Below are 21,851 nucleotides of genomic sequence, written 5' to 3'. Positions count from 1 at the left end.
AGTCGGCGCTGACCCACGGGCCAGAGCCGTCTGCTGCCATTCATCACAGGGAATGTACCGCCTATGAAACTTCACGCACTGACCAAAGCCATTACCCTCGCTACCTTGCTGTCTGCTACCAGCCTTGGCGCCATGGCCGCGGACATCCCGCTGTCTGCCGTTGTGGAAGCAGATCAGGTGACCACCAAAGTCGTCTCGGTCGATGCGGCTAATCGCCAAGTCGTCCTGGAAGGGCCGGAAGGTCGTCAGGTTCATGTACAACTGACCGAAAAGGCCAAAAACCTCGACAACCTGAAAGTCGGCGATCTAGTCGACGTCAAGGTCACCAGCGCCGTCGCCGCCTACCTCGACACTGATGTCGACAAGGGCCTGCCAGGCAGCGTCGAGCGCACCGGCGAAGTCCGAGCCGCCCCAGGCAGCGACAACCCGGGCGGCGAAGCCTACCGCCAAGTGCAGGTCCAGCTGAAAATCACCAAAATCGACCTGAAGAAAAATCAGGTGACCTTCGAAAACCCGGCCGGTCAATCCAAGACCATCGACGTCGTCAGACCCGAAGTTCAAGCAAAACTGAAAGACCTGAAAGTTGGACAAAGTGTCGTCGTGACCTACACCGACATCCTGACCGTGACCAGCAAACACGAAAGTTGAGTATTAGCTCTATATATTGATTGTTCTTGTACAGTTTTTTTGTATAAGAACAATCAGTTTTAATGGTCGAACTGGTGAGTTTTTGTTGTCGTACCAATAATATTTGAATTGACATTTAATTAATGTTGTATCGATAAATTTCATGATTACGTGTACGGACAACTTCACCAACTTCTATTAAAATACTTCCCGTTCGCCCAGTGGCAGGGCTCTTTACCAGTGCATGGATTGCCGAGGCCATTACACTGGGCGAACACCTCCTCGGAGTGCGATACGCACCGGCAGCAATACGTTAAGATGCGCGGCATTCAGATCAAGGATGAAAACGGCCGCCGCCGTTCTGACACAGATGAAACCACTCTCCCTTTATCACCCGGCCCTCTACTGGCTGCGCGTGTGGCAAAAAAGACTGTTTCGGCAATTAGCCTGGCGCTTCTCGAGCCGGCATTACGCCGTTTCAATCAACGCCGAATCCCGCTTGCCCTTTCGCTACCTCAAACACACCTCCAAGCTGATTCGTAAACTCGGCAACTCCGATATTGCACTGCAACACAACAAAGTCATCAACCTCAAACTGGCCGTGTCATCGATAGACGGCATAGTCATCGCGCCCGGCGAATACTTTTCCTTCTGCCGCCTGGTGGGCCGACCGACCCGAAAACGCGGTTACGTCGAAGGCATGGAACTGTCATTTGGTGAAGCACGCAGCGGCATCGGCGGCGGCATCTGCCAACTGAGCAACCTCATCCACTGGATGGCCATTCACTCGCCGCTGGTGGTGGTTGAACGTTCGAACCACAGCTTCGATCCGTTTCCTGATGAAGGGCGAGTGTTGCCGTTCGGTTCAGGGGCGGCGATTTTTTATAACTACGTTGATCTGATGCTGCATAACCCGACGGATCGGCATTTTCAGTTGAAGTTGAAGGTGGGCGAGCAGCAGTTGGAGGGGGAGTTATTGTGTGATCGGGTGCGGGAGTTTCGGTATCACGTTTATCAGGTTGGGCATCGGTTTTTGCGGGAGGGGGGGAGGGTGTTTCGGGAGAATGAGATTTGGCGGGAGGTTAGGAGTAAGGGGCAGGGGAGTGAGGTGTTGGAGAATGAACGGCTTTATAGGAATCGGGTGGTTGTTAAGTATGAGGTTGGGGAAAGTTTGTTGGCGGAGAATGGGTAAAAAGTGGGCGGCCTTAAGACCTCCGGTTTTTTGTTGTTTAAAGTTGTGCCTGTAGAAGCGAATGTAGGCTTGCTTGAACACTGAATTTTCTTAATATTTACGAACTTCAAGCGAGCCAATCTTGGAGGTCAGCGCCAGGGTAAATGCTTCTTCCGACGTAAACCGCGATGTTTCCACTAACTCCAAGAACCACTCTGCATTTAACGCAGAGAAAAGTTCCAACCATTCAGCATTATTGGCCTTGTGAGCTGGGACAGCAGTTCCACTCAATCCATGTCCCTTGCCTTCAAAAAAAAGAAAATAGTCATCGGCGTAACAATACCCGATCAACTTTGGCCACTCAGAAATATGGGGGAGTTCCGGTACAAGGTCCTTTTCGGCAGTTACGTAATAATTTCGTACCTTGCACTCCTGAGGTGGGCGGGAGCCGGAAAGCCAGATAAGGCATTGGGTCGCCCTGTCAACGTCGTCCATCCAGGCAGATTCTTTTTTATCCAGCTCAATAAATGACCCAGCTGATTCCTTAAGGTAGAACATCATCCAGCCTTCACGTCCTTCGTTGACGATCAAGTAGCTATGTCCATAACCTTCGACAGTGAGTGACCAGCAGCCGAAAAATACTCGCTGGTCCGAGAATTCGCTAAGGGTGAAGCCGGCACGCTGAATTGCTTTTTTCAGTTCGGGATAAGGCATCGGTAGGCTCCCGTCATGAAATAAATCCGTCTATTTAACCGCTTTTTCGGAGATCTTTATTGTTAAAGATTCTCTAAATCAGTTGGTCCGCCATCATTGATCAGCTTTGATAGTCGCCTGTTGTAAAGCTCGATGTCCTGTGCGTTTGTCGTTTTGTTTATTTCTTGACGCAGGAACTCCATACATTTAGATATTGTCATTTTTTCCTTGTTAGACATATCCCGGATTAGGTCAAATCCATTTTCCGATAAGGCTGGAACCTTTTTTCGCATATAGTAATAGCATCCTATATTTTCGAGAAGGTCGTTCGCGTCTTCTACGTTGTTTTTTACAGTCATTACATATTTTTCAAATGCATTTTTTAGAACTGGCACTGGATTTTTTTGTGTCTTGAGAAAGCTGCAAAGTCCTTGCCAGTTGATGATGTGTAACTGAGTTCCCCAGTCAGGATCTTTTGTGAAGTAAATACCGGTGCCTCTGAAGTACTCTGGGAATTCATCTCTGTTTAACGCTTTTTCAAAATTGCTGATCATTGAAGTTGTTCCCAGTCATCAAATTGGCTCAAAAGTTTATTCATGTCCGCTCCGTGATTGATTTTCTCAGATCCAATCAGAGCTGCTTCCTTTGTTCCACTTTTTGTCTCGCCTCCAGGCACCCATTCTTTTGGATAAGCACCTGCTTCATTGCCATTTGGAATTTCATATTTAAATCTAGGATCATCAGGCTTGATTTTGACGAGATAGATTTTGGCAGATGAAAGGTCTGCAGAGCCAAGATTGAGTTCCCTGTTGAGCACTTCCCAGTTAGCACCACTAGCTTTGTACTTCGCAACCACATTGTCCATTTCGGACGGCAATCCTACAAACTTCCTAGGAGGGAATGTTGGATAGCTAGAGCGTTCAATCCATTCGTCAATAACGACAAAAGAGCCTCCCTGATTCTTGAAGGCTTCTTCGTGCAAGTTTACGTATTGCTCCGGCAAGTATTCACGAGTATCGGCAGGCCGGTTTCCCTTTTCAAGGTTAATCACTTCATCGTACTTAGCCTGAGACATTGGAATGCTATCGGGTTTCGATGCATTTGCCGAATTATTGGGCAGCTTGCAATCAGGCCCCGGACACCCCGAACTCAACCCCAGCGGATCCACCCACCCCGTAGGGTTAGGCACGTACTGGTAGTTGTTCAACCCACCCGCAAGCTTGATCGGATCCGGCGTCAGATACCGTCCAGTGCCCGGATTGTAGTAGCGATGCCGGTTGTAATGTAAGCCCGTCTCCCCATCGAAGTACTGACCTTGGAAGCGCAGCGGGTTGTCGATGTTGGCAATGTCGAGGGTGGCGAGGTTGCCGTAGGCGCGGTATTTCGCCGACCACATGATCTGGCCGCTGTAGTCGGTGAGTTCCTGCGGGGTGCCGAGGTGGTCGAGTTGGTAGTAGTACGGTACCGCTTTGAGCGGGCCTTCGCCATCGAGCATGGCCAATGGGCGGAAGGTGCCCGGTTCATAGATGTAGCTGCGGTAGCGGTTGTTGGCGCTTTCGGCGATGAGACGTTCGCCTTGCCACAGGAACTCAGTGGTGTGGCCATCTACGATCTTGGCGATACGGCGGCCAAAGGCGTCGTATTTGTAGGTTGCATTACTGCCGCCGGGGAGGCTGACGCCGATCAGGCGGTGTTGGCAGTCGTAACGGTATTCAGTGACGAGTTTTTGTCCGGTTCCTCGACGTTCGCGCGCCAGGTTGCCGTAGGCGTCGTAGTCGTAGTGGCGGTCGCCCTGCATGAGCAAGCGATTGCCTTTGACGTTGGCCAGGTTTGCGGTTGGCTGGTCGCCTTGGCCAAGGAGGTTGCCCGCCGGGTCATGGGCGAAACTTTCAGGGGTGGTGCCACGGACGTTGATCAGTCGATCGAGCGGGTCGTAATGGTAGCTGCGATTGCCTTTGCGGCTGTCGTCGATGCCGGCGAGATTGCCATTGGCGTCATAGGCGTAGCGCCGCTGGAACAAGTTGCGATCTTGCTGACCCACCGTGTGGGCTTGCAGTCGGCCTTGTTCGTCGTACTGGTATTGGCTGAGCAGCAAGCCCTGTTGACGTTGCTGTTCGCGGCCGGCGCTGAACTGGTGAGTCGTCAGGCGCGAGCCGTTGAGGTCGATGCTGCTCAAGCGACCGCCGGATTGGTGGCGGTAGTCGAGTTTGCTGCCGTCGGGGAGGCGGCAGTGGCTCAGTTGGCCGAGTTTGTCGTACTCGTAACGCGTAGTGCCCCAGCTCTGGTGTTCGGTGATCAGGCGGTCTTGCAGGTCATATTCGTAGGCGAGAGGCCAGTGGCCGTCGTCGACGTTTACCAGGCGACCCAGTGCGTCGTAGCTGTAGTGAATTTCTTCGCCATCGGCCAGGGTTTTTACCAGCAAGCGGCCAGCGGCGTCGCGCTGGTACTCGGTAATCAGTTCGCTACCGTCGTCGCCAAATTCGGTTTTCTTCAGCAGTTGGCCGTTGAGGTCGTACTCGTAAGCGGTGCGGCGACCGTCGAAGCCGGTTTCCTGCTGGATCAGGCCGTTAGGGTAGTAATCGAGGTGGTAGTGCTCGCCACGTTCGTTTTCGATCTCGCTGAGCAACAGGCGCGAGTTGTCGTAGTGGTAACGCAGTTGGCTGCCGTCCGGGTTGATGCGGCGGCTGACCAGATGCAGGTTATCCGCATATTCGTAGCGGGTGACGCGGCCCAGTTCATCGCGTTCGGCGGTGACTTTGCCGTAAGCGTTGTAGGTGAACGCACGGGTTGCACCGCCGGGCAGGGTGATTTGCGCGAGGCGGTTCGCCGCGTCCCATTGATAGTGGGTGATCGCGCCGCTTTCATCTTGACGCGTGATCTGTCGACCCAGCGCGTCGTAGCGATACTTGCGCTGGCCGCCGTCGGGCAGCTGTTCTTCGAGCAGTTGGCCAAGGTTGTTCCAGCCCAGTTGATGGCGGCTGCCATCGGGGTGACGGATTTCCAGCAGACGGCCTTGGCGGTTGTAGCTGTAGTGGGTGGCGTTGCCGTCCGGGTCGATTTGTTCGGTGATGTCGCCCTGATCGTTGCGCCAGTAGGTCCAGGTGGCCGGACCACGGTTCACTACACGGACGAACCCGTGGTAGTACTCGTATGTGGTGGGGGCGTCTTCCGGTGGAATCACCGCGACCAGTCGGCCAGCTTCGTTGTACTGGTACTCGGTGACTGCGCCGAGCGGGTCTTTTTCGGCAATCAACCGGCCCTTGTCATCGTAGGCCTTGAGGTGTTCGGCACCATCCGGGTCGACTTTGGCAACCAGTCGGGCCTGATCGTCGTGGGTGTAGATTTCTTCGCTGCCGTCGGCGTTGGTAACCGTGACGCTGCCCTTGTCATCCCAGGCGTAATGCGCGTCCATCTGCGAAAAGCTCGCCCAGTGATGGATGCAGCGTGCCGACTTGCCTTCCTTTTCCCATTCCCAGTAGAAACTCGCGCCACCGGCCAGTTGGCGCTCAAGGATGACGTTTTGATCGTTGTAGGCGTAGCGTTCTGCTTCGCCGGCTGCGTTTCGGGCTTCAATCAGGCGGTGCTGGGCGTCATAGCCATAGGTGACCAGGGTCTGAACGGTACTCCACGCATCTTCCAGATTGTCCGCCGGGCTGAACTGCTGATAGTCGATGGCGACGATGTGCTTGCGGTCATAACGCACGAGGAGGGCGCGACCGGCACCGTTGTCGACACGCTTGATTCGCCCGTGAATATCACGGGTAATGTGCAGGCGATTGCCATAGTCGTCGCTGATCGCGATCAGCGTGGCGCCCTTGCTGTTGTAACGGAAATGGTAGAACTGCTTGCGTTCGCCAGCCTGCGTGAGGACCAGTTCGGAAGGATCGTCACCGATGAAAATTGCCGCTTCCGAGAGGCTGTTGGTGATCGCCGGACGCTTCACGCTTGGCAGCGGGAACGTGGTGACGCGGTTTTCATGGTCGGTCCAGAGGACTTCTTCGTCGTTGATGTCGACGCGTTGGGCCAAGGCATGGCTCCAGCCGTAACCGAGGCCGCAATCGATTTCTGCGGCGCTGGTGCGATAGAGTCGCGTCCAGCTGAAGGGCAGCAAACCGCCGAGCTCGCCATCGGTCAGTGTCAGCAACTCTTCACCCGTGACCATCGATACGGGGCAACCATTGGTGCAGGTTTTCTTGGCGCAGGCAGCGCTTTTATCGTCAGGCGTCTTCGACTGCGTCGGAACGTCGTCGACCTTTTCCTTGGGTGTGAGGGTGGTCTGTTTTTCTTTCTTGCCACGTGGAAACGAAGAAGCATCTTTGACTTCTTGCTTCGGCGTATCAGTGGTTTTCGGTACCTGGCTTTTGGACCCGTTGGCGGCAGCCTCGTCGATTTTAATCGCCGCCGTTTTGGTCGGCTTCATCGGCACATTCTTGGCGCTGGCAATCAACGGTTTCGACACTTCAGCGTGTGCCGGCAAGCTGTGTTTGCCGCTCAACGTCATCAGTTTCGCGGCCAGTTCCTCAAGGTACTTGATGGCTGTACCCGACTTGACGGTGGAAAGGGCTTTGGTGCCCACCCGCACCGCGATCCCGGCGCCACCGGTGAGGCAGATGCCCAACACCACGTTGATCAGGAACTCTGCTGCGATCGCCGTCACCACGTCGACAATGACCTGCGGAGGCAACATGCCGACCCAGGCGACAATTGCCGAAACGTAGATGAACATCAGTGGTTCGTCACTGAGGATCAACAGGCCTGACGCAATGGACTCCTTGGAGGCCGCATAGAGCTTGTCGATTTCGACGTCCGACAAGTATTTACGCAGTTTCTCAAGGTTTTCCTTCGGGTGGGCGAGCAGTTCGAACAGGCTTTTGATGTCGTCCCACAGCCTGAGCAACGCTTTCTCCATGCCATCCATCGCTTGTTTCAACAGAATGACCGAGCGGCCCATGCGGTCGGCCGCCGAGTAGCTGGCCCACTGCGGCTGGAACTTGCCTGACCATTCACTTTGTAGCCAGCCTTCGAGATTGCCGATTACGCCCTGATAGGAGTCGTAGAGCGCTTTGACGTCGCTCTGGGAAACGTTGGGGAAAAAGGTGATGCGGTACATCTGGCCTTTCTTGCAGCCGTCGATCACCTTGATGCCGCTGGGGCCGATAGTCGTTTCAATAACAGGGCCGGTGACGTCGTCGTAGAGCGTGCCTTTGGTGACAGGCTCCAATTTCACTGGCGTGTTGCCGATGGGGACGAAACGCGCTGACTCGAACATGTGGATCAGGGTGAAGTCGCCCACCAGGGGGCAGGTCGCGTAGGTCTCGACTGCGCCGGTTTTGGTCTTGCGTTTGGTGAGGCTGACTTCATTGCCGACTTTGAATGTCTGGTCGACATCCAGTGCCCAACCAGTGAGGAAACCGTCCGCCCACTCCTTGTAATCGCTCAGGCAGCTCTTGAAATCTTTGAGAATCAGATTCACGTCAGGCGTTTTGGCGTCCAGCACGCGCAGGACCAAGGTACCAATCGGGGTATTCATGACGTGACTTCCTTTGTCAGCTGAGCAGCAAGACGCTCTGCCATATCTTCTGTGTTGGGTTGTTGGCGGACGAAACGCTCGACCTTGTGGCGCAAGTTACTTTCGGGGAAGGCAAAGAACAGTTCAGGGCAGTCCTCGCCCAGCCACTGCATCAGGTTGTCGACGACGGTGCTGTGGTCTTTTTCCGCCAGCGTATCGAGCAGCGTCTGTGGCACTTCCCACCACGGCCATTCCTTCGCAGGAGGTACGGACCTCGGTCCCACTGCCAGGCTCTGCCCGTTGATCAAGTAACGGTCGAATACGGGTAGTACCTCGCCAGCGCTGGCGCCCAGTCCTTCAAGAATCGGGTAAATATGCCGCCCGTCCCAGAACCGGAAAAACACCTCGGTACCGTCGGGTGTACGTACTTGGGTCAAACTGCGCAGATGTTCGAACACAACGTCCGACGTGCTGGTAGAAACCGCCAGCCAACCCCAATCCTGGGCATCGGTTTCGGTAATCCATTGCAGAAAACCGGCGTTTGGCTTCAGCTCGGCGAGATAGGGCATGACTGGCTGCCAATCGGCGTAAGGCGTGCCTCCCCAGATAGGTATCAGTTCTGGTGCCATCTCTTGCTGGTAAAAGGCCTTGAGCGGTTCGGCATCGCTCGCAGCACTGACAATCAGATAGAGACGCTCATCGGCTTGCAACGGCCGTTCAGCCAACCACGCTTGTGGCGTCAACAGATCAGATCGCACAAGCACCTGCCTTACACTTCTCGCACTCTTCACAAAACGGCGCATTCCGCTTCAACGTATTAACTTGCGCCGGGGTCAACACCGCCCCAGCCTTATCCGCATCCGCCTGCTTCAACACCCCCGGCAACAACGGCGCAGCCCCCGTCCCGCTACCCGGCCCACCTCCGGAGTTCATATTGATCACCGGCCCGCTCATGGTCACGCCGCCGGCATCGATCTTGATGAAGCTGCCACCGCCGATCAGGGTCAGTTCACTGCCTGCTTCCAGCACGACTTTCATGCCGCTGCTCAGGTGGATTTCCTGGCCGGCGTCGATGAACTGCCCGGTACCGATCTTGATGTGCTGGTTCACGCCCACGGTCAGGTGGTCGTTGGCGCGGGCCTCGACTTTGCGGTCGGCGTAGACGGTGTGGTGTTCTTCGGCCTTGAATTCGCTGTAGCTGTTTTGCTCGACGGTGTCGTGGCGTTCGTTGCCGACGCGGATTTTCTGGTCGTGTTCGACGTTTTCGTCCCAGTCGCGCTGGGCGTGCAGGAAGATTTGTTCCTGGCCTTTTTTGTCTTCGATGCGCAGTTCGTTGAAGCCGCCACCGCCCTTGGAACTCAAGGTTTTGAAGGTGCTGCGGGTTTTGTTTGCCGGCAGCGGGTACGGGACGACGTTTTCCTTGTGGTACAGGCAGCCGCTGATCAGCGGTTGGTCGGGGTCGCCTTCGAGGAAGGTGACGAGCACTTCCATGCCGATCCGCGGGATGGCGATGCCGCCGTAGTGGGCGCCGGCCCAGGCGGAGGAGACGCGCAGCCAGCAGCTGGTCTTGTCGTCGGCCTGGCCTTCGCGGTCCCAGTGGAATTGCACTTTGACGCGGCCGTACTGGTCGCAGTGGATCTCTTCGCCCTTGGGCCCGGTGACCACGGCGCTTTGGCTGCCGAGGATGCGCGGCTTCTTTTGCGTCAGCGGCGGACGGTTCGGCACGTCCCATGGGGTGGCCTGGAAGCGGTTGCGGTAACCCTGATGGAAATCACCCTTGAGGCGGGTGGTGTCGCTGGTCACCGACTCTTCCAGCACTTGCGGCTGTTTGCCTTCGTGCAGGACTTCGGTCAGCAGCCACAGGTCGTTCCATTTGGCTTTTGGGTGTTGGGTCAGCGCCAGGAAATGGCCGCTGACCAGCAACGGCTGATCGCTTTTGCCTTCGGCGAGTTGGAAGTCGCTGCGGTGGCGTTCCAGGTTGCGCTTGGCCAGGTGTTTGCCGCGCTCGCGGTCGATGAAGCGACCGGGGTAGTCATAGTCTTCGAGGTCGGGCAGGGCGTCGCCGCGGTTTTCGCTTTCGAGGGTGAGGCGCGGTTTTTCGAAGTCGTAGTCGCGGCGGGTGGTGCGGCTGGTGCGGGTTTCCAGGCGCAGGTCGAAGCGCTTGATCACCGGGTTGTTGGCGACCATGCCGGAATCTTGCTGATAGGCCACGGGTGCGAGTTTCGGGAACACCGTCTGGTCATCACCGAACACCAGCTTGTGGGCGGTGGCGCTGTGCTGGAAGTGGTAGTGGATACCTTCTTCCTCGCACAGACGCTGGACGAACTGCAGGTCCGATTCATCGTACTGAACGCAGTAAATGCGCTCGGGATAAATCGCCCCGACTTTGAATTCATAGGCGTTGCTTTGGATGCCGTGCTCTTCAAGGACCATGCCGATGATTTTCGGCACCGTAAGGTTCTGGAAGATGCGTTGGTTGATGCGGTGCGCGAGGTAGGACAGTTGCGGGCGCAGGGTCACCGCGTAGCGGGTCAGGCGTTTGCCGGAATCACCCTGGGCGGCGCGATAGATCTGGCCATGGATGCCGCTGCCGTCAGGCGAGAGCTGCAAGAAGGCCGGTTTGTGCAGCAGGGTCTCGAGGTCCAGGGACGGCTGTTCACTGACCAGCTCCACCTCAAACACAAAAGGCTGGCTGATGGCTTCCCGACCTTGCAGGGAAAAGACCTGGAAGTCGCTGGAAAGACCTTCGATGGTCAGGGCAAAGTGAGTTTGATTGGCCGGCGCGAACATCCCTTGTTCCTCGTGCAGTGCTGCGGCATGCGCTGACAGCCGGAAACCGGGTCAACGGACGCGAAATTCTGGAAGGGCGGAAACAACATCGACCAGCAGAGCTGGCCGATGCTTGTGACGGTCAGCCTGACTTAGGCGACCGGCAGACGCCAGTCATCGGAACCCGAAGTACCGGATACTTCGTGGGTCCAGGTGATTTTGCGGTAGGTGAATTGCACTTCTTCCAGGTGAGTGAAGTGCGAGTTCGACGGATCCTGGCAGTTGTGCATTTTGTTGTTGATGGCGACGATGATCGCGTCTTCCAGTTTGGTGGTGTAGTAATGCTCTTGGGTACCTTGAGCCGAAGTGCGGTACCACTGGATAACGATTTCGCTCATGCGCTCGCCGGAGGTCAGAGCAGCTTGCAGCAGTGGCGAAGCCTTGTCGTAGACCTTGGTGATCACGACTGGCTTGTGAACGCGCTGACCGGTTGGCTGGCCGGATTGTGGGTCACGCGGGATGATCACGTCGTGGCTGAAAGCCTGAACCATGACCTGGTCTTCGTGACCTTCTTGATAGGTGTTGCCAACCGAGTCGGCGGTGAATGCGCCGGCGGTGATCAGACCTTGTTTTTCGCCAGTGACGGACATGTACGCTGGAGTAGCCATGGATGTGCTCCTTGCTGAATAAAGTGAAAGTGCCCGGGAGGCGTTATCGCCCGGTGGGTGCATGACTGTTATCAAGGTCCGTGCCAGAAATACTTAAAGCTAAGTAAATCAAGTGGTTGTGATTGTTTTAAGGGCTTTGAAAAGAGGTTCAATCAGAAACCCGAAAGAATGTGCGCAAGAACTTGCGCACCACTGCGCAACTTCTTGCGCACTCGACTGGAAGGCCTGACAGGCCGGGCGATCAGCGCCTCGCAAGGGCCATTCGACACAAGGGGTGCGCAACTTCTTGCGCATCAAGGCTTTGCGCTAGCACTCGATGGCTACGCGCATCGGTTGCAACAAATCGAGGGGCCGAGTGGTCCATAAAAACAGCGCCGTCGAGCGTCCGACAACCCTGAAACGGAGTGAGAACGACATGAAAATCCTGATGGTTTTAACGTCCCACGATCAATTGGGTGACACGGGTAAGAAAACCGGCTTCTGGCTGGAAGAATTCGCCGCACCGTACTTCGCCTTCAAGGATGCCGGTGCACAACTGACCCTGGTTTCGCCCAAGGGCGGCCAGCCGCCGCTGGACCCGAAAAGCGACGAGCCGGACGCGCAAACGGCGGCTACCGATCGTTTTCGCAAAGACTCGGCGGCCCAGTCAGCACTGGCTTCCACGGCTGTACTGAGCACGGTCAGACCTGAGGATTACGACGCCGTGTTCTATCCCGGCGGTCATGGTCCGCTGTGGGATTTGGCCGAAGACAAAATTTCAATCGCTCTGATCGAGGCGTTTATCAAAGCGGGCAAGCCGGTCGCGGCGGTCTGCCATGCGCCGGGTGTGTTGCGTCACGTCAAGGGTGCGGATGGCCAGCCATTGGTCAAAGGCAAGCGCGTGACGGGGTTCACCAATTCTGAGGAGGAGGCGGTGCAACTGACGAAAGTCGTGCCATTCCTGGTGGAGGACATGCTGAAGGAGAAGGGCGGTGAGTATTCCAAGGGCGCGGATTGGGCGAGTTATGTGCTCACCGATGGCCTGTTGATCACCGGGCAAAACCCGGCTTCTTCGGAGGCTGCCGCTGAAGCGTTGTTGGCGAAGCTTAAATAAGATTAAAAGATCGCAGCCTCGTTGCACTCGACAGCTCCTACATTTGGATAGCGATCCCCTGTAGGAGTTGTCGAGTGAAACGAGGCTGCGATCTTTTTTGCGCTGTGAAGGTTTAACTCAACGACGCAAAACACTGCTCGATCGAGCGCCGCTGCGTTTCGGCATACAGCCCCAGTTCGTCAATGGTCGGCCGCCCCAGCGCCGTTTCAAACGCCTGCTGGTTCGAATGCACGCCGTAATTTACCTGCGCCGCATCCCCAAGGTTCGACTGGAAAATCCCCGCCGCGCTGACCGGCAGAAAATCCTCGTACACCAACGGTTCAACCCGCAAATAACCGCCGCTGAGCAGTTCTTCCAGCGGCAACGATTTGAGCTCTTCTGCCGCGAGGCCTTTTTCTGTGAGGAAGTAGCGAAAGTACGCCAGTTCCTGTTGGCGCATGCCTTCGTAGGTGTCAGGGAATTCGCTGAAGTGCTGCGCCATCAGCGTGTTGTAGCGTGCGGCATTACCCTCGTTGGGGAAGTCCTTCAACTCATCGCGGGCGGCGTTTAGCAACCGGTCGTAAAGCGCCCGGCCTTTTGGCGTGAGCGCCGCGCCGCGCTGTTCGATTTCACCGAAGCGGGCGCTGTGGCTGCCGCGAGTCTCGGCTTGATCGGTGAAGGCGATCGGTTCGTCGAGCGCCTTGAAACTGGTCTGGCGCAACAGGATCGGGCACTGGCGGCGAGGCGGGCCCTCAATGACGGCTTTGGGCGTGATGCCGTGGGCGGGCATTTGCGCCTGAACGATGTCGATGTCCAGGGTGCGCGGCGTCAGGTGATTGATGTGCGGGCCTTTGAACGCGACCACGTCAGCAATCAGGCGATGTTGCGCGCTGAGTTTCTGGTACTGCTCGGCGGTGACGGTGGCGCTGTGGTGCCAGCGAAAGGTTTCCAGCGCCTGCTCGACGAATTCCTGGGCCTCCTGTTCGGTCAGACCGCCTGCGGTTTCGGCGCGGTCGATCAATGCAAGGGCGGCCGGGGTGAAGATCTGGCGCTTATCCAGCACCGACTGGGCGAAGGCTCGTAGTTCCAGGTCTTCGATCAGTTCCAGGCGCAGCAGTGAGGTAAACACCCGGAACGGGCTGACTTGCAGGGCGGCTTCGTGCACGGCGCGGAACGCGGTGGAGTGCACCGGTACGCCGGCCGGGGTCAGGTCGTAATAGCCGACGGGTTGCATGCCCATCACCTCGAACAGGCGGGCGAGGGTGGCCAGTTCGTCAGCGGTGCCGACGCGGATTGCGCCGTGACGCTCCAGGTCCAGCCGCTCGATTTCGCCGGTGCTATTGAGTTGCCGGGCCACCTGCGGATCGCTGTCGAGTACGTGACGGTTCGTCTGCTCAACCAGTTTCATCAGCGCGCCGTACAGCGGGACTTCTTCGCGGTACATGTCGGACATCGCTTTGGAGAAGCGTTGGCGGATCAGGTCAGGGCTGACGAAGCTTGGGTGGCTCATGAAAAAAATTCCTGGCGCGGGTGACGTAAAGGATGTGGGAAAAGATCGCAGCCTTCTGCAACGCCGACAAACGAAGAATCTTACGGACTTCATTCTCCCAAGGACTGCTTCGCACTATTGGCTGCCCACAACTCCCTGTAGGAGCGAGGCTTGCCCGCGAAGGGGCCCTTAAAGCCGCTAAAAGCTTCGCGGGCAAGCCTCGCTCCTACAGGATTGATTTGGGGGTTGTGGGGGTCACAGGTGCGAACGGCTTTCCGAGCGCAGCGATCCCAGGAATTCCCGATACAACCGCGCGGTATTGGCCGGTTGTTCGACCATCGGCATGTGGCCAATGTGGTCCCAGATGTCCACGCGCAAATCCGCGATGCCTTTACTCCAAACGGCCACGCTGCTGACATCGATCAGGCGATCCTTGTGCCCCCACAGCAGCAGCGCCGGGCATTTGATGTCGGGCAGTTTGGGTTCCATCGGCGGGCTGGCGCGAAAGTCGTTGAAGATTTCTTCCAGCTCATCGCGACTCTGTTCATAACGCTGTGCGATGGCGTCCAGCACCACGCCGGGCACCCACGGTGGCTCGGCCATGGTCATGGCGTAGAAGCGTCGAAATTCTTCCCGTGAGTGAATCAAAAAAGGGTTGTGCCCCTTGGCCAGATGCCGCTCCAGGTCACTGGCTTCGGGGGCGGTGACGCCGGCCGGGTCGATCAGGGCGACGGAAGCAATCCGGTCCGGGTAAGTCGCCGCCAGCCACGCCGCGATGTAGCCACCCATCGAATTGCCGATGACATGGACTTTGTCGACCCCGCAAACGTCCAGCAGCTGGATCATCCGCTTGGCCTGCAGCGGGATGTCGTAGCCGCCACCGGCCTTGAACCCGGTTTCGCCATGACCGGCGATGTCGGGAATGATCACCCGATAGTTGCCGACAAAGTGCCGGGCGAAACGCAGCCAGATGTTTTTGTCGGCGCTGTAGCCGTGCAGCATCAGCACACTGCTCGACGCTTCGTACGGCCCGCCTTGCCAGGTCGAAACGGTCATTTCCGTGATCGGTACGACGATTTTGTGCAGCCGATACAGCTTGGCTTCCATGGCCATGTTCAGGTCATAGAGCCAGTGACCGATGGCCGGGTAACTCAGCCAGCTCCAGGCCACAAAAACCGCGATAAGGACAACCAACACAAGCATCAGGCATCTTCCTTTTACGTGATCAGGACAAAATGTGGTCAGCGGGTTTCAGGGCCCGGGTCAACCGGTGATAGCTGAAACTGAACCCCGGGAACATGGCGATCACATGACCGCTCTTGCTTTGATACCAGCTGTGGCAACCCCCGGACTTCCAGACAGTGCGCTCCATTTCGCGGTGGATCATCTCAGTGTAGGTACGTTCTGCCTCGGGGCGTACTTCGATGCTGCGCAAACCCTGTTCTTTCAGCGTACGGATGCAGTCGAGGATGTAATTCATCTGGGATTCGATGATGAACAGCGCCGACGTATGGCCAATACCGGTGTTGGGCCCGGTGACGATAAACAGGTTGGGAAAGTCCGGCAGGCTGGTGCCCAGATAAGCCCGCGGGTATTGGGCCCAGACGTCTTTGAGTCGGGTGCCGTTTTTGCCGGTGACCGGGTAGGAAATCACCCCGTCGGTGGCGTCGTACCCGGTGGACCAGACGATCAGGTCCAGATCAATGTGCTGGCCGTCCTGGGTGACGATGCCGGTTTCGTCGATGGATGCGATGCCCTGTTCGCGACTGTGCAGCGTCACATTGCTGCGGCCGAGCGCCGGGTAAAGGGTGCTGGAGACGATGACGCGCTTGCAGCCGATGGTGAAGTCGGGTGTCAGTTTTCGGCGCAATTGCGGGTCGGGCACCTGACGCTTGAGGAAGCGCAGGGCGTGTTGCTGGACCATGTGGATCGCAGGTTTCGAATATTTGAAGGCAATCACCCGGGTTTCGAATTGCCAATAGAGCATCCAGCGCAGCAGTTTGTACGCCGGTTTCAAGCCCAATAGCCAACGCTGGAAGGGTCCAAACGTACGGTCGGCCCGGGGCAATACCCAATGCGGCGTGCGCTGGAACACATGCAGGTGCTCGACGTCGGGGGCGATGGTCGGAATGACCTGCGCCGCACTGGCGCCGCTACCGACGATGGCGACGCGTTTGTGGCGATAGTCGAAGGAGTGATCCCAATTGTTGGTGTGAAACGTCTTGCCCTGAAAACGTTCCTGGCCTTCGAAGTGTGGGACGACGGGTTGGCTCAGCGGCCCCGTGGCGTTGATCAGGAACTGCGCGTAAAACGTGCCTTTGGTGCCGGTGTACACCGCCCAGCGCTGGCCGTCGGCGTCCCATTCGATGCGCTCGACATTGGCTTGCAGTTCGACCTTGTCCCGCAGGCCGAAGTGCTCCACCACGTACTGGGTGTAGTGGTGCAGTTCAGCCTGATCGGCGAACATTTGCGTCCAGCGGTAGGGGGCGAAAGACAGTGAATAGAGCGGCGAGGGCACGTCGACGGCCGCACCGGGGTAGGTGTTCTGGCACCAGGTGCCACCGAAAAAGTCCCGTCGTTCCAGCAGGCGAAAATCGTCGATGCCGGCCTTGAGCAAATTGATCGCCGCGCACTGACCGCCAAAACCGCTGCCGATGATCAACACTTGAAAGGTCTGCATGGGCCTCCTTTTTTATCGATTATCTGATTCTCCCTTCATGTATAGCCCAAACATCACACGCATAACCTGTAGGAGCGAGGCTTGCCCGCGAAGGGGCCCTCAAAGCCGCCAAAAGCTTCGCGGGCAAGCCTCGCTCCTACGGAACCGCGCGCCCGCCGGTGATGGCTATTTAACGTTGCCCTGATAGACTCCCAGCACACCCGCAACCCGTGTGTTGTCGGGGTCCGTTCAGTGGCGCAGAGGCCCCTATGGGAAAGACGGGAGGAAAAGGGCTTTCTCTGGCCAGGAGGCTCTATACATCGCGAACCCTTGGTTTGACCTTGGGGTTGTTGTGTGTGGGCGCGGCGATGTATCCACTCAACCCGGCGCCGTGGGTCTGGGGGCTGATGCTGTTCAATGGCGTGCTTTGGCCGCATGTGGCCTATCAATGGGCGCGACGGGCGCAAGTGCCGTTTCACGCCGAGCATCGCAACATCCTGGTCGACGCTTTTCTCGGCGGCTTTTGGGTGGCCGCCATGCACTTCAATCCGCTGCCAAGCGCGGCGACGCTGTCGATGATGGCCATGAACAACGTGGCGATCGGCGGTGTGCGGTTCCTGCTGGTGGGCACGGCGGCGCAGATTCTCGGGATCGGTGTGGGCATGCTGATTTTCACACCGGCCTTCTTCGCGCAAACCAGTCCGTTGCAGCTGTACGCCTGTTTACCCTTGCTGACCCTGTATCCACTGGCGCTGGGCTGGATCTGCTTTCGCCAGACCACCACCCTTGGCCGGCACAAACGCGAACTGCTGGCCTTGAGCCGAACCGACAGCCTCACCGGCCTGTTGAACCATGGCGCCTGGAAAGACCAGCTCGAAGTTGAGTTCCAGCGTTGCCAACGTCAGCATCAGGGCGGGGCGATTGCGTTGATCGATATCGACCATTTCAAAACCATCAATGACACCTACGGCCACGTCGCCGGGGACATGGTGCTGCGACATTTGAGCAAAATGCTCAAGCAGAACCTGCGGGCGACTGACGTGGCGGGACGCTACGGCGGTGACGAGTTCTGCGTGCTGCTCCCGGACCTGCCCCTCAATAGCGCGGCAGCCGCCATGGACGCCTTGCGTGATCGCTTCGCCTCCCTGGGCTACGAGCAGAACCCGGCGCTGAAAGTCAGCCTGAGCATTGGCCTGGCAGCGTTCAATTCGTCGCACACCGACGCCACCCTGTGGCTCAACGATGCCGACCAGGCGCTCTACGAAGCCAAGAGCACCGGCCGCAACCGCGTCATTAGCGGCATTGGCGGCAAGCCCCAGCACGAACTGCTCGACCCGGTCTGACCTTCACGCAAAACCCCTGTGGGAGCGGGCTTGCTCGCAAAATATTCAGTTCATTCAACATCAATGCAAGCTGACCCGCCGCCTTCGCGAGCAAGCCCGCTCCCACAGGGGAGTTGTGGTGTGTCAGGTCTACAGGTGTCGCATTCGGCATAGAGCCGTGCAGCTCAGTGAGGTAGGGTTTCGGTTCCCCGACACGAAACAAGGACCGATTCATGACGCTCAATCTCCCTCGTTCCCTGCTGGCCACCAGCCTTGGCCTGACCCTCGCCCTCGGTGCATTCGCCCCGGCAGCCTTCGCCGAACCCCACAAACAAGCTCTCGCCGATTCCGAACAGTACAAGGGTGAAGCCCTGAAACTGCTGGAACGGCTGGTGAATATAGACTCCGGTTCCGGCTATGAACCCGGCCTGACGCAAGTGCGCGACATTGCCATTGATGAGCTGAAAAAACTCGGAGCTACCATCGAACTGGTGCCCAACACACCGGACAAAAGCAGCCACGTGATCGCCACCCTCAAAGGCACCGGCAAGGCAAAAATCCTGCTGATGGCGCACATGGACACCGTGTTCAAGGAGGGCTCGGCCGCCGAGCGCCCGTTCCACATCAAGGACGGCCGGGCCTATGGGCCGGGTGTGATGGACGACAAGGGCGGCATCGTTGCCGGGATCTACGCGCTGAAAGTCCTGAAAAACCTCGACTTCAAGGACTACGCGCAAATCACTTTCCTGCTCGACGCCAGCGAAGAAACCGGATCGGACATCGCCACCGACCTGATCAAGAAAACCGCCAAGGCCCACGACGTGACCCTCAACCTCGAACCGGGCCGCCCGGCGGATGGGCTGGTGGTGTGGCGCAAAGGCAGCGCGACGGCGGTGGTGGAAGTCAAAGGCAAAGCCGCCCACGCCGGTGTCGCGCCAGAGCTGGGACGCAACGCGGCAATGGAAGCGGCGCACCAGATTCTGCAGCTGGGCAAACTGGGCGACGCCGAGAAGAAAACCACCATCAACTTCACCGTGATCAAGGCCGGCGACAGGACCAATGTGATTCCGGACCAGGCCACGGCCAAGGCTGACGTGCGGGCGGCGGTGCCGGAAGAGTTTGACCGGATCGAGAAGGACCTGGCGCGGGTGTCCAAGGACAAGCTGATTGCGGACACCGAAGTCACGACCACACTGCAGCGCGGTTTACCGCCGATGCCGCAAACGCCGGAGTCGGATCGACTGATGGCCATGGCCCAGGGCATTTACGGAGAGATTGGCCGCACGTTGACGGAAGAAGGCAGCGGCGGGGCGGCGGATGCCAGTCTCTCGGCCGGGGTGGGCACGCCGACGCTGGATGGGTTCGGGATTGTCGGCGGCAATATTCATACGCCTGAAGAGTACGCAGAAGTAGAAAGCGTGGCGCCGCGGATTTACCTGCTGTCGCGGATGATTATGGAGTTGGCCAAGCAATAAGCGGCTGCATTACCCCTGTGGCGAGGGAGCAAGCTCCCTCGCCACAGGGATTTTTGGTGTTAGTAAAATCGAGTTCCTACAGGGGACGCTCGAAGGGCGCGTGATTCTGAATCTGGTCCAGGCGCGGGTGTTGCCGCGGGAGGAGGGGGTCAAAGCCATAGTTTAGCGGTGTGGCATCCGGCCCCTTCGCGAGCAAGCCCGCTCCCACAATGAATCTCCTGTGAACACCAGTCCTGTGATCACCGAGATCTAATGTGGGAGCGGGCTTGCTCGCGAAGAGGCCATCGCAGTCACTACTGCAACACCTGCTGCAGCGTTATTCCTTCACACTCATAAACTCTTCCGCCCAACGGATGTATTCCTCAGGCTGCGTATAGGTATGAGTCAGCTCGGTAGCACTCAAGTCCGACGCTTGGGTAAAGATCTGCCGCTGTTCGCGCAAGCTGTCGTACGTGGCCTTGATCGCCGCGAAGTACGCGCCATGACCATCAATGGTCACCCGCACGCCCAGTTCGGCCAGGCGTTTGTCGTCCCGCAGCGCAGGGTTGCCGTAGGTCACCAGCATCAGCGGCACGGTCAGGTGTTCGGCGATCTGTTCGAGGTGATCGAAGTCCCGCACGCCCACCATGCAAATCCCGTCTGCACCGGCCTGCTGGTAATGGCAGGTACGGCTGATGACTTCCTGAACCGGCAGGATCCCGGCGTTGGTCCGCGCGATGATCGCCATTTCCGAGTCAACCCGGGCTTCCAGTGCCGCACGAATCTTGCCGACGCCTTCCGCCACGCCGATCAGGTCAGTGGATTTGCGGCCGAATTGCGCCGGCAGGAGGGTGTCTTCGATGGTCAGCGCGGCAATGCCGGCGCGTTCCAGTTCAACGATGGTGCGCATCACATTGAGTGCGTTGCCGTAGCCGTGGTCGGCGTCGGCGATGACCGGCAATTGGGCGACACGGCCGATGCGCGTGGCCTGTTCGGCGAACTCGCTGAGGGTGATCAAGGCGAAGTCGGGAGCGCCCAGCACCTGCAACGAGGCGACCGAGCCACCGAGGATGCCCACTTCAAACCCCAGGTCCGCGGCGATGCGGGCTGACATCGGGTCGAAGACCGACGCCGTGTGATAGCAGGCATTGGAAGCAAACAGCTCGCGGAAGTTACGGCGCAAATCTTGATGAGAAAGCCTGGACATATGAGTTCCACCAATACAAAGGAATGGAAAGGCTTGAGCAAAGGTGTCAACGCCGAAGGAACAAAAGGCTATCACGCGCGCGAGGGGAAGATGATGACGAATTTACGCAGCGGCTGGAACACGAGCGATTACGCCGCAACAGCCTGCCGCTGTTGATCAGGCAGCGGCACCGCCCGCACCGAGTTCCCCGGTTGCAGTTGCAGGCGTTTTGCCGTGAGTCGGTCGACGATCAAACTGTTGCCCACCAACCGGGCCTGGGCGGTGGTGATGCGGCAGTTTTCCAGGCGGCGGTTGTGGATCAACCACACCGGGGCCTGTTCGTCAGGCGTGCCGATGGCCAATACCAGCGGTTGGCTGTCGCGCACGGTGCGGATTTTCGAGACCGGGGCTTCGATCACCGGGCCAGCGTCGAAGATGTCGATGTAACCCTGATGCACAAATCCTTCGGCGCTGAGAATCTTCAGCGCCGGTTCGGTGTTCGGGTGTGCCTTGCCGATGACCGCCTGGGCCTGTTCGGTGAGCAGGCAGGTGTAGAGCGGCTGGCGAGGCATCAATTCGGCGATGAACGGTTTGCTGCCCAGCCCCGACAGGTGATCGGCGTGGCTGAAATCCATCTTGAAAAAGTGCCGGCCCAAGCTGTCCCAGAACGGTGAACAGCCATGTTCGTCGGCGCTGCCGCGCAATTCGGCGATCAGCTTGTCGCCGAACAGGTGCGGGAACTCGGCCACGAACAGCAGGCGTCCCAGGGACAACAACCGACCGTTACTGCCATGGCGCTGATCGGGTCGCAGAAACAGCGAGCAGATTTCCGATTGGCCAGTCATTTCGTTGTTCAGGAACAGCGTCGGAATCTGCCGCTGAATGCCCAGGTCCGGCGACGAACTGACCGTCAGCCCGACCCGATAGTTGTACCAGGGTTCACGCAGGCCAACGGCGCCGGCCAACGCACTGATGCCGACCACTTGCTGATCGTCATCTTCGAGCACGAACAGGTAATCGGCATCCGCACGCTCGACCTGTTCGGCGAAGGTCCGCTGGGCCCAGCGCACCCGGTGCACCAGGCGTTCTTCGTTGGCCGGCAGGGTGGTGAACCCGGGGCCGGCCTGTTGCACCAGATCCATCAAGGCGGGCAGGTCGGTGACGCGAACCGGGCGGACAATCATGATGCAGCTCCTTCTTCGCGCCAGGTCGGGCGCTGTCGTTGGGCACGG

General features: G+C 58.0%; 16 protein-coding genes. 5 read left to right on the top strand and 11 right to left on the bottom strand.

The genetic code is table 11. The annotated features are described in order from the left end of the window. Positions 1–63 precede the first annotated feature (63 nt). Together ACA049_RS19690 and ACA049_RS19685 are read left to right on the top strand one after the other, a co-directional pair. Positions 64–648 carry a hypothetical protein gene (locus ACA049_RS19690; RefSeq protein ID WP_497329092.1) on the top strand — a complete coding sequence of 195 codons (585 nt, stop codon included), beginning with the start codon at positions 64–66 and terminating at the stop codon, positions 646–648. A gap of 349 nt (positions 649–997) precedes the next feature. After that, the gene (locus tag ACA049_RS19685) at positions 998–1,819 is read left to right on the top strand and encodes a VanW family protein (protein ID WP_497336918.1); all 822 of its coding nucleotides are present in this window, start codon (positions 998–1,000) and stop codon (positions 1,817–1,819) included. Positions 1,820–1,909: 90 nt separating this feature from the next. Here the strand turns inward: ACA049_RS19685 and ACA049_RS19680 are convergent, their stop codons facing one another. The 6 genes from ACA049_RS19680 to ACA049_RS19655 all read right to left on the bottom strand — a co-directional run bounded on the left by ACA049_RS19680 (position 1,910) and on the right by ACA049_RS19655 (position 11,437). Further along, positions 1,910–2,512, bottom strand: coding sequence for a hypothetical protein (locus ACA049_RS19680; RefSeq protein WP_497329090.1), 603 nt, complete (start codon positions 2,510–2,512; stop codon positions 1,910–1,912). 62 nt (positions 2,513–2,574) lie between these two features. After that, positions 2,575–3,045, bottom strand: a complete 471-nt coding sequence (locus tag ACA049_RS19675; protein WP_497329088.1) for a hypothetical protein — start codon at positions 3,043–3,045, stop codon at positions 2,575–2,577. Then, positions 3,042–8,021, bottom strand: a complete 4,980-nt coding sequence (locus ACA049_RS19670; protein ID WP_497329086.1) for an RHS repeat-associated core domain-containing protein — start codon at positions 8,019–8,021, stop codon at positions 3,042–3,044. Before ACA049_RS19670 ends, ACA049_RS19675 begins: the two co-directional genes overlap by 4 nt. Next, positions 8,018–8,803 (bottom strand): DUF4123 domain-containing protein, encoded by a 786-nt coding sequence (locus tag ACA049_RS19665; RefSeq protein WP_497329084.1) that lies wholly within the window; start codon positions 8,801–8,803, stop codon positions 8,018–8,020. Before ACA049_RS19665 ends, ACA049_RS19670 begins: the two co-directional genes overlap by 4 nt. After that, a complete protein-coding gene (locus tag ACA049_RS19660; RefSeq protein WP_497329082.1) occupies positions 8,748–10,790 on the bottom strand; it encodes a type VI secretion system Vgr family protein in 2,043 nt (680 codons plus the stop codon). Before ACA049_RS19660 ends, ACA049_RS19665 begins: the two co-directional genes overlap by 56 nt. A gap of 131 nt (positions 10,791–10,921) precedes the next feature. Continuing rightward, positions 10,922–11,437 carry an Hcp family type VI secretion system effector gene (locus ACA049_RS19655; protein ID WP_033058787.1) on the bottom strand — a complete coding sequence of 172 codons (516 nt, stop codon included), beginning with the start codon at positions 11,435–11,437 and terminating at the stop codon, positions 10,922–10,924. A gap of 415 nt (positions 11,438–11,852) precedes the next feature. On the opposite strand from ACA049_RS19655, the gene ACA049_RS19650 reads away from it, so the two are divergent. Further along, on the top strand, positions 11,853–12,530 hold the full coding sequence (locus ACA049_RS19650; protein ID WP_497329080.1) for a type 1 glutamine amidotransferase domain-containing protein: 678 nt from the start codon (positions 11,853–11,855) through the stop codon (positions 12,528–12,530). A gap of 112 nt (positions 12,531–12,642) precedes the next feature. On the opposite strand, the gene hglS is transcribed toward ACA049_RS19650, so the two are convergent. The 3 genes from hglS to ACA049_RS19635 all read right to left on the bottom strand — a co-directional run bounded on the left by hglS (position 12,643) and on the right by ACA049_RS19635 (position 16,678). Further along, positions 12,643–14,019 carry a 2-oxoadipate dioxygenase/decarboxylase HglS gene (gene hglS / locus ACA049_RS19645; protein WP_497329078.1) on the bottom strand — a complete coding sequence of 459 codons (1,377 nt, stop codon included), beginning with the start codon at positions 14,017–14,019 and terminating at the stop codon, positions 12,643–12,645. A gap of 234 nt (positions 14,020–14,253) precedes the next feature. Further along, positions 14,254–15,201 carry an alpha/beta fold hydrolase gene (locus ACA049_RS19640; RefSeq protein WP_497329076.1) on the bottom strand — a complete coding sequence of 316 codons (948 nt, stop codon included), beginning with the start codon at positions 15,199–15,201 and terminating at the stop codon, positions 14,254–14,256. 22 nt (positions 15,202–15,223) lie between these two features. Continuing rightward, positions 15,224–16,678: a flavin-containing monooxygenase gene (locus ACA049_RS19635; protein ID WP_497329074.1), complete on the bottom strand. Its 1,455-nt coding sequence runs from the start codon at positions 16,676–16,678 to the stop codon at positions 15,224–15,226. A gap of 248 nt (positions 16,679–16,926) precedes the next feature. Here ACA049_RS19635 and ACA049_RS19630 point away from each other — a divergent pair, with 248 nt between their 5' ends. Further along, positions 16,927–18,000 carry a diguanylate cyclase gene (locus ACA049_RS19630; RefSeq protein WP_497329072.1) on the top strand — a complete coding sequence of 358 codons (1,074 nt, stop codon included), beginning with the start codon at positions 16,927–16,929 and terminating at the stop codon, positions 17,998–18,000. A gap of 212 nt (positions 18,001–18,212) precedes the next feature. After that, entirely contained in the window at positions 18,213–19,454 is a 1,242-nt protein-coding gene (locus ACA049_RS19625) for a M20/M25/M40 family metallo-hydrolase (protein ID WP_497329070.1), read from the top strand. Between the two features lie 316 nt (positions 19,455–19,770). Here the strand turns inward: ACA049_RS19625 and ACA049_RS19620 are convergent, their stop codons facing one another. Together ACA049_RS19620 and astA are read right to left on the bottom strand one after the other, a co-directional pair. Next, complete coding sequence (locus tag ACA049_RS19620; protein WP_094471765.1) at positions 19,771–20,640, bottom strand: isocitrate lyase/PEP mutase family protein; 870 nt, start codon at positions 20,638–20,640, stop codon at positions 19,771–19,773. 128 nt (positions 20,641–20,768) lie between these two features. After that, on the bottom strand, positions 20,769–21,803 hold the full coding sequence (gene astA, locus ACA049_RS19615; RefSeq protein WP_497329068.1) for an arginine N-succinyltransferase: 1,035 nt from the start codon (positions 21,801–21,803) through the stop codon (positions 20,769–20,771). Between the last annotated feature and the right edge of the window lie 48 nt (positions 21,804–21,851).

The sequence above is a fragment of the Pseudomonas sp. LBUM1662 genome, assembly GCF_059695915.1.
The sequence above is the reverse complement of the archived record's forward strand: the minus strand, read 5'-3'. Positions and strand labels throughout refer to the sequence as shown.

What these genes read in the sequence shown, in the direction of transcription:
- ACA049_RS19690 (WP_497329092.1), top strand. Translation starts at nt 64, where the DNA reads ATGAAACTTCACGCACTGACCAAAGCCATTACCCTCGCTACCTTGCTG.
- ACA049_RS19685 (WP_497336918.1), top strand. Translation starts at nt 998, where the DNA reads ATGAAACCACTCTCCCTTTATCACCCGGCCCTCTACTGGCTGCGCGTG.
- ACA049_RS19680 (WP_497329090.1), bottom strand. Translation starts at nt 2,512, where the DNA reads ATGCCTTATCCCGAACTGAAAAAAGCAATTCAGCGTGCCGGCTTCACC.
- ACA049_RS19675 (WP_497329088.1), bottom strand. Translation starts at nt 3,045, where the DNA reads ATGATCAGCAATTTTGAAAAAGCGTTAAACAGAGATGAATTCCCAGAG.
- ACA049_RS19670 (WP_497329086.1), bottom strand. Translation starts at nt 8,021, where the DNA reads ATGAATACCCCGATTGGTACCTTGGTCCTGCGCGTGCTGGACGCCAAA.
- ACA049_RS19665 (WP_497329084.1), bottom strand. Translation starts at nt 8,803, where the DNA reads ATGCGCCGTTTTGTGAAGAGTGCGAGAAGTGTAAGGCAGGTGCTTGTG.
- ACA049_RS19660 (WP_497329082.1), bottom strand. Translation starts at nt 10,790, where the DNA reads ATGTTCGCGCCGGCCAATCAAACTCACTTTGCCCTGACCATCGAAGGT.
- ACA049_RS19655 (WP_033058787.1), bottom strand. Translation starts at nt 11,437, where the DNA reads ATGGCTACTCCAGCGTACATGTCCGTCACTGGCGAAAAACAAGGTCTG.
- ACA049_RS19650 (WP_497329080.1), top strand. Translation starts at nt 11,853, where the DNA reads ATGAAAATCCTGATGGTTTTAACGTCCCACGATCAATTGGGTGACACG.
- hglS (WP_497329078.1), bottom strand. Translation starts at nt 14,019, where the DNA reads ATGAGCCACCCAAGCTTCGTCAGCCCTGACCTGATCCGCCAACGCTTC.
- ACA049_RS19640 (WP_497329076.1), bottom strand. Translation starts at nt 15,201, where the DNA reads ATGCTTGTGTTGGTTGTCCTTATCGCGGTTTTTGTGGCCTGGAGCTGG.
- ACA049_RS19635 (WP_497329074.1), bottom strand. Translation starts at nt 16,678, where the DNA reads ATGCAGACCTTTCAAGTGTTGATCATCGGCAGCGGTTTTGGCGGTCAG.
- ACA049_RS19630 (WP_497329072.1), top strand. Translation starts at nt 16,927, where the DNA reads ATGGGAAAGACGGGAGGAAAAGGGCTTTCTCTGGCCAGGAGGCTCTAT.
- ACA049_RS19625 (WP_497329070.1), top strand. Translation starts at nt 18,213, where the DNA reads ATGACGCTCAATCTCCCTCGTTCCCTGCTGGCCACCAGCCTTGGCCTG.
- ACA049_RS19620 (WP_094471765.1), bottom strand. Translation starts at nt 20,640, where the DNA reads ATGTCCAGGCTTTCTCATCAAGATTTGCGCCGTAACTTCCGCGAGCTG.
- astA (WP_497329068.1), bottom strand. Translation starts at nt 21,803, where the DNA reads ATGATTGTCCGCCCGGTTCGCGTCACCGACCTGCCCGCCTTGATGGAT.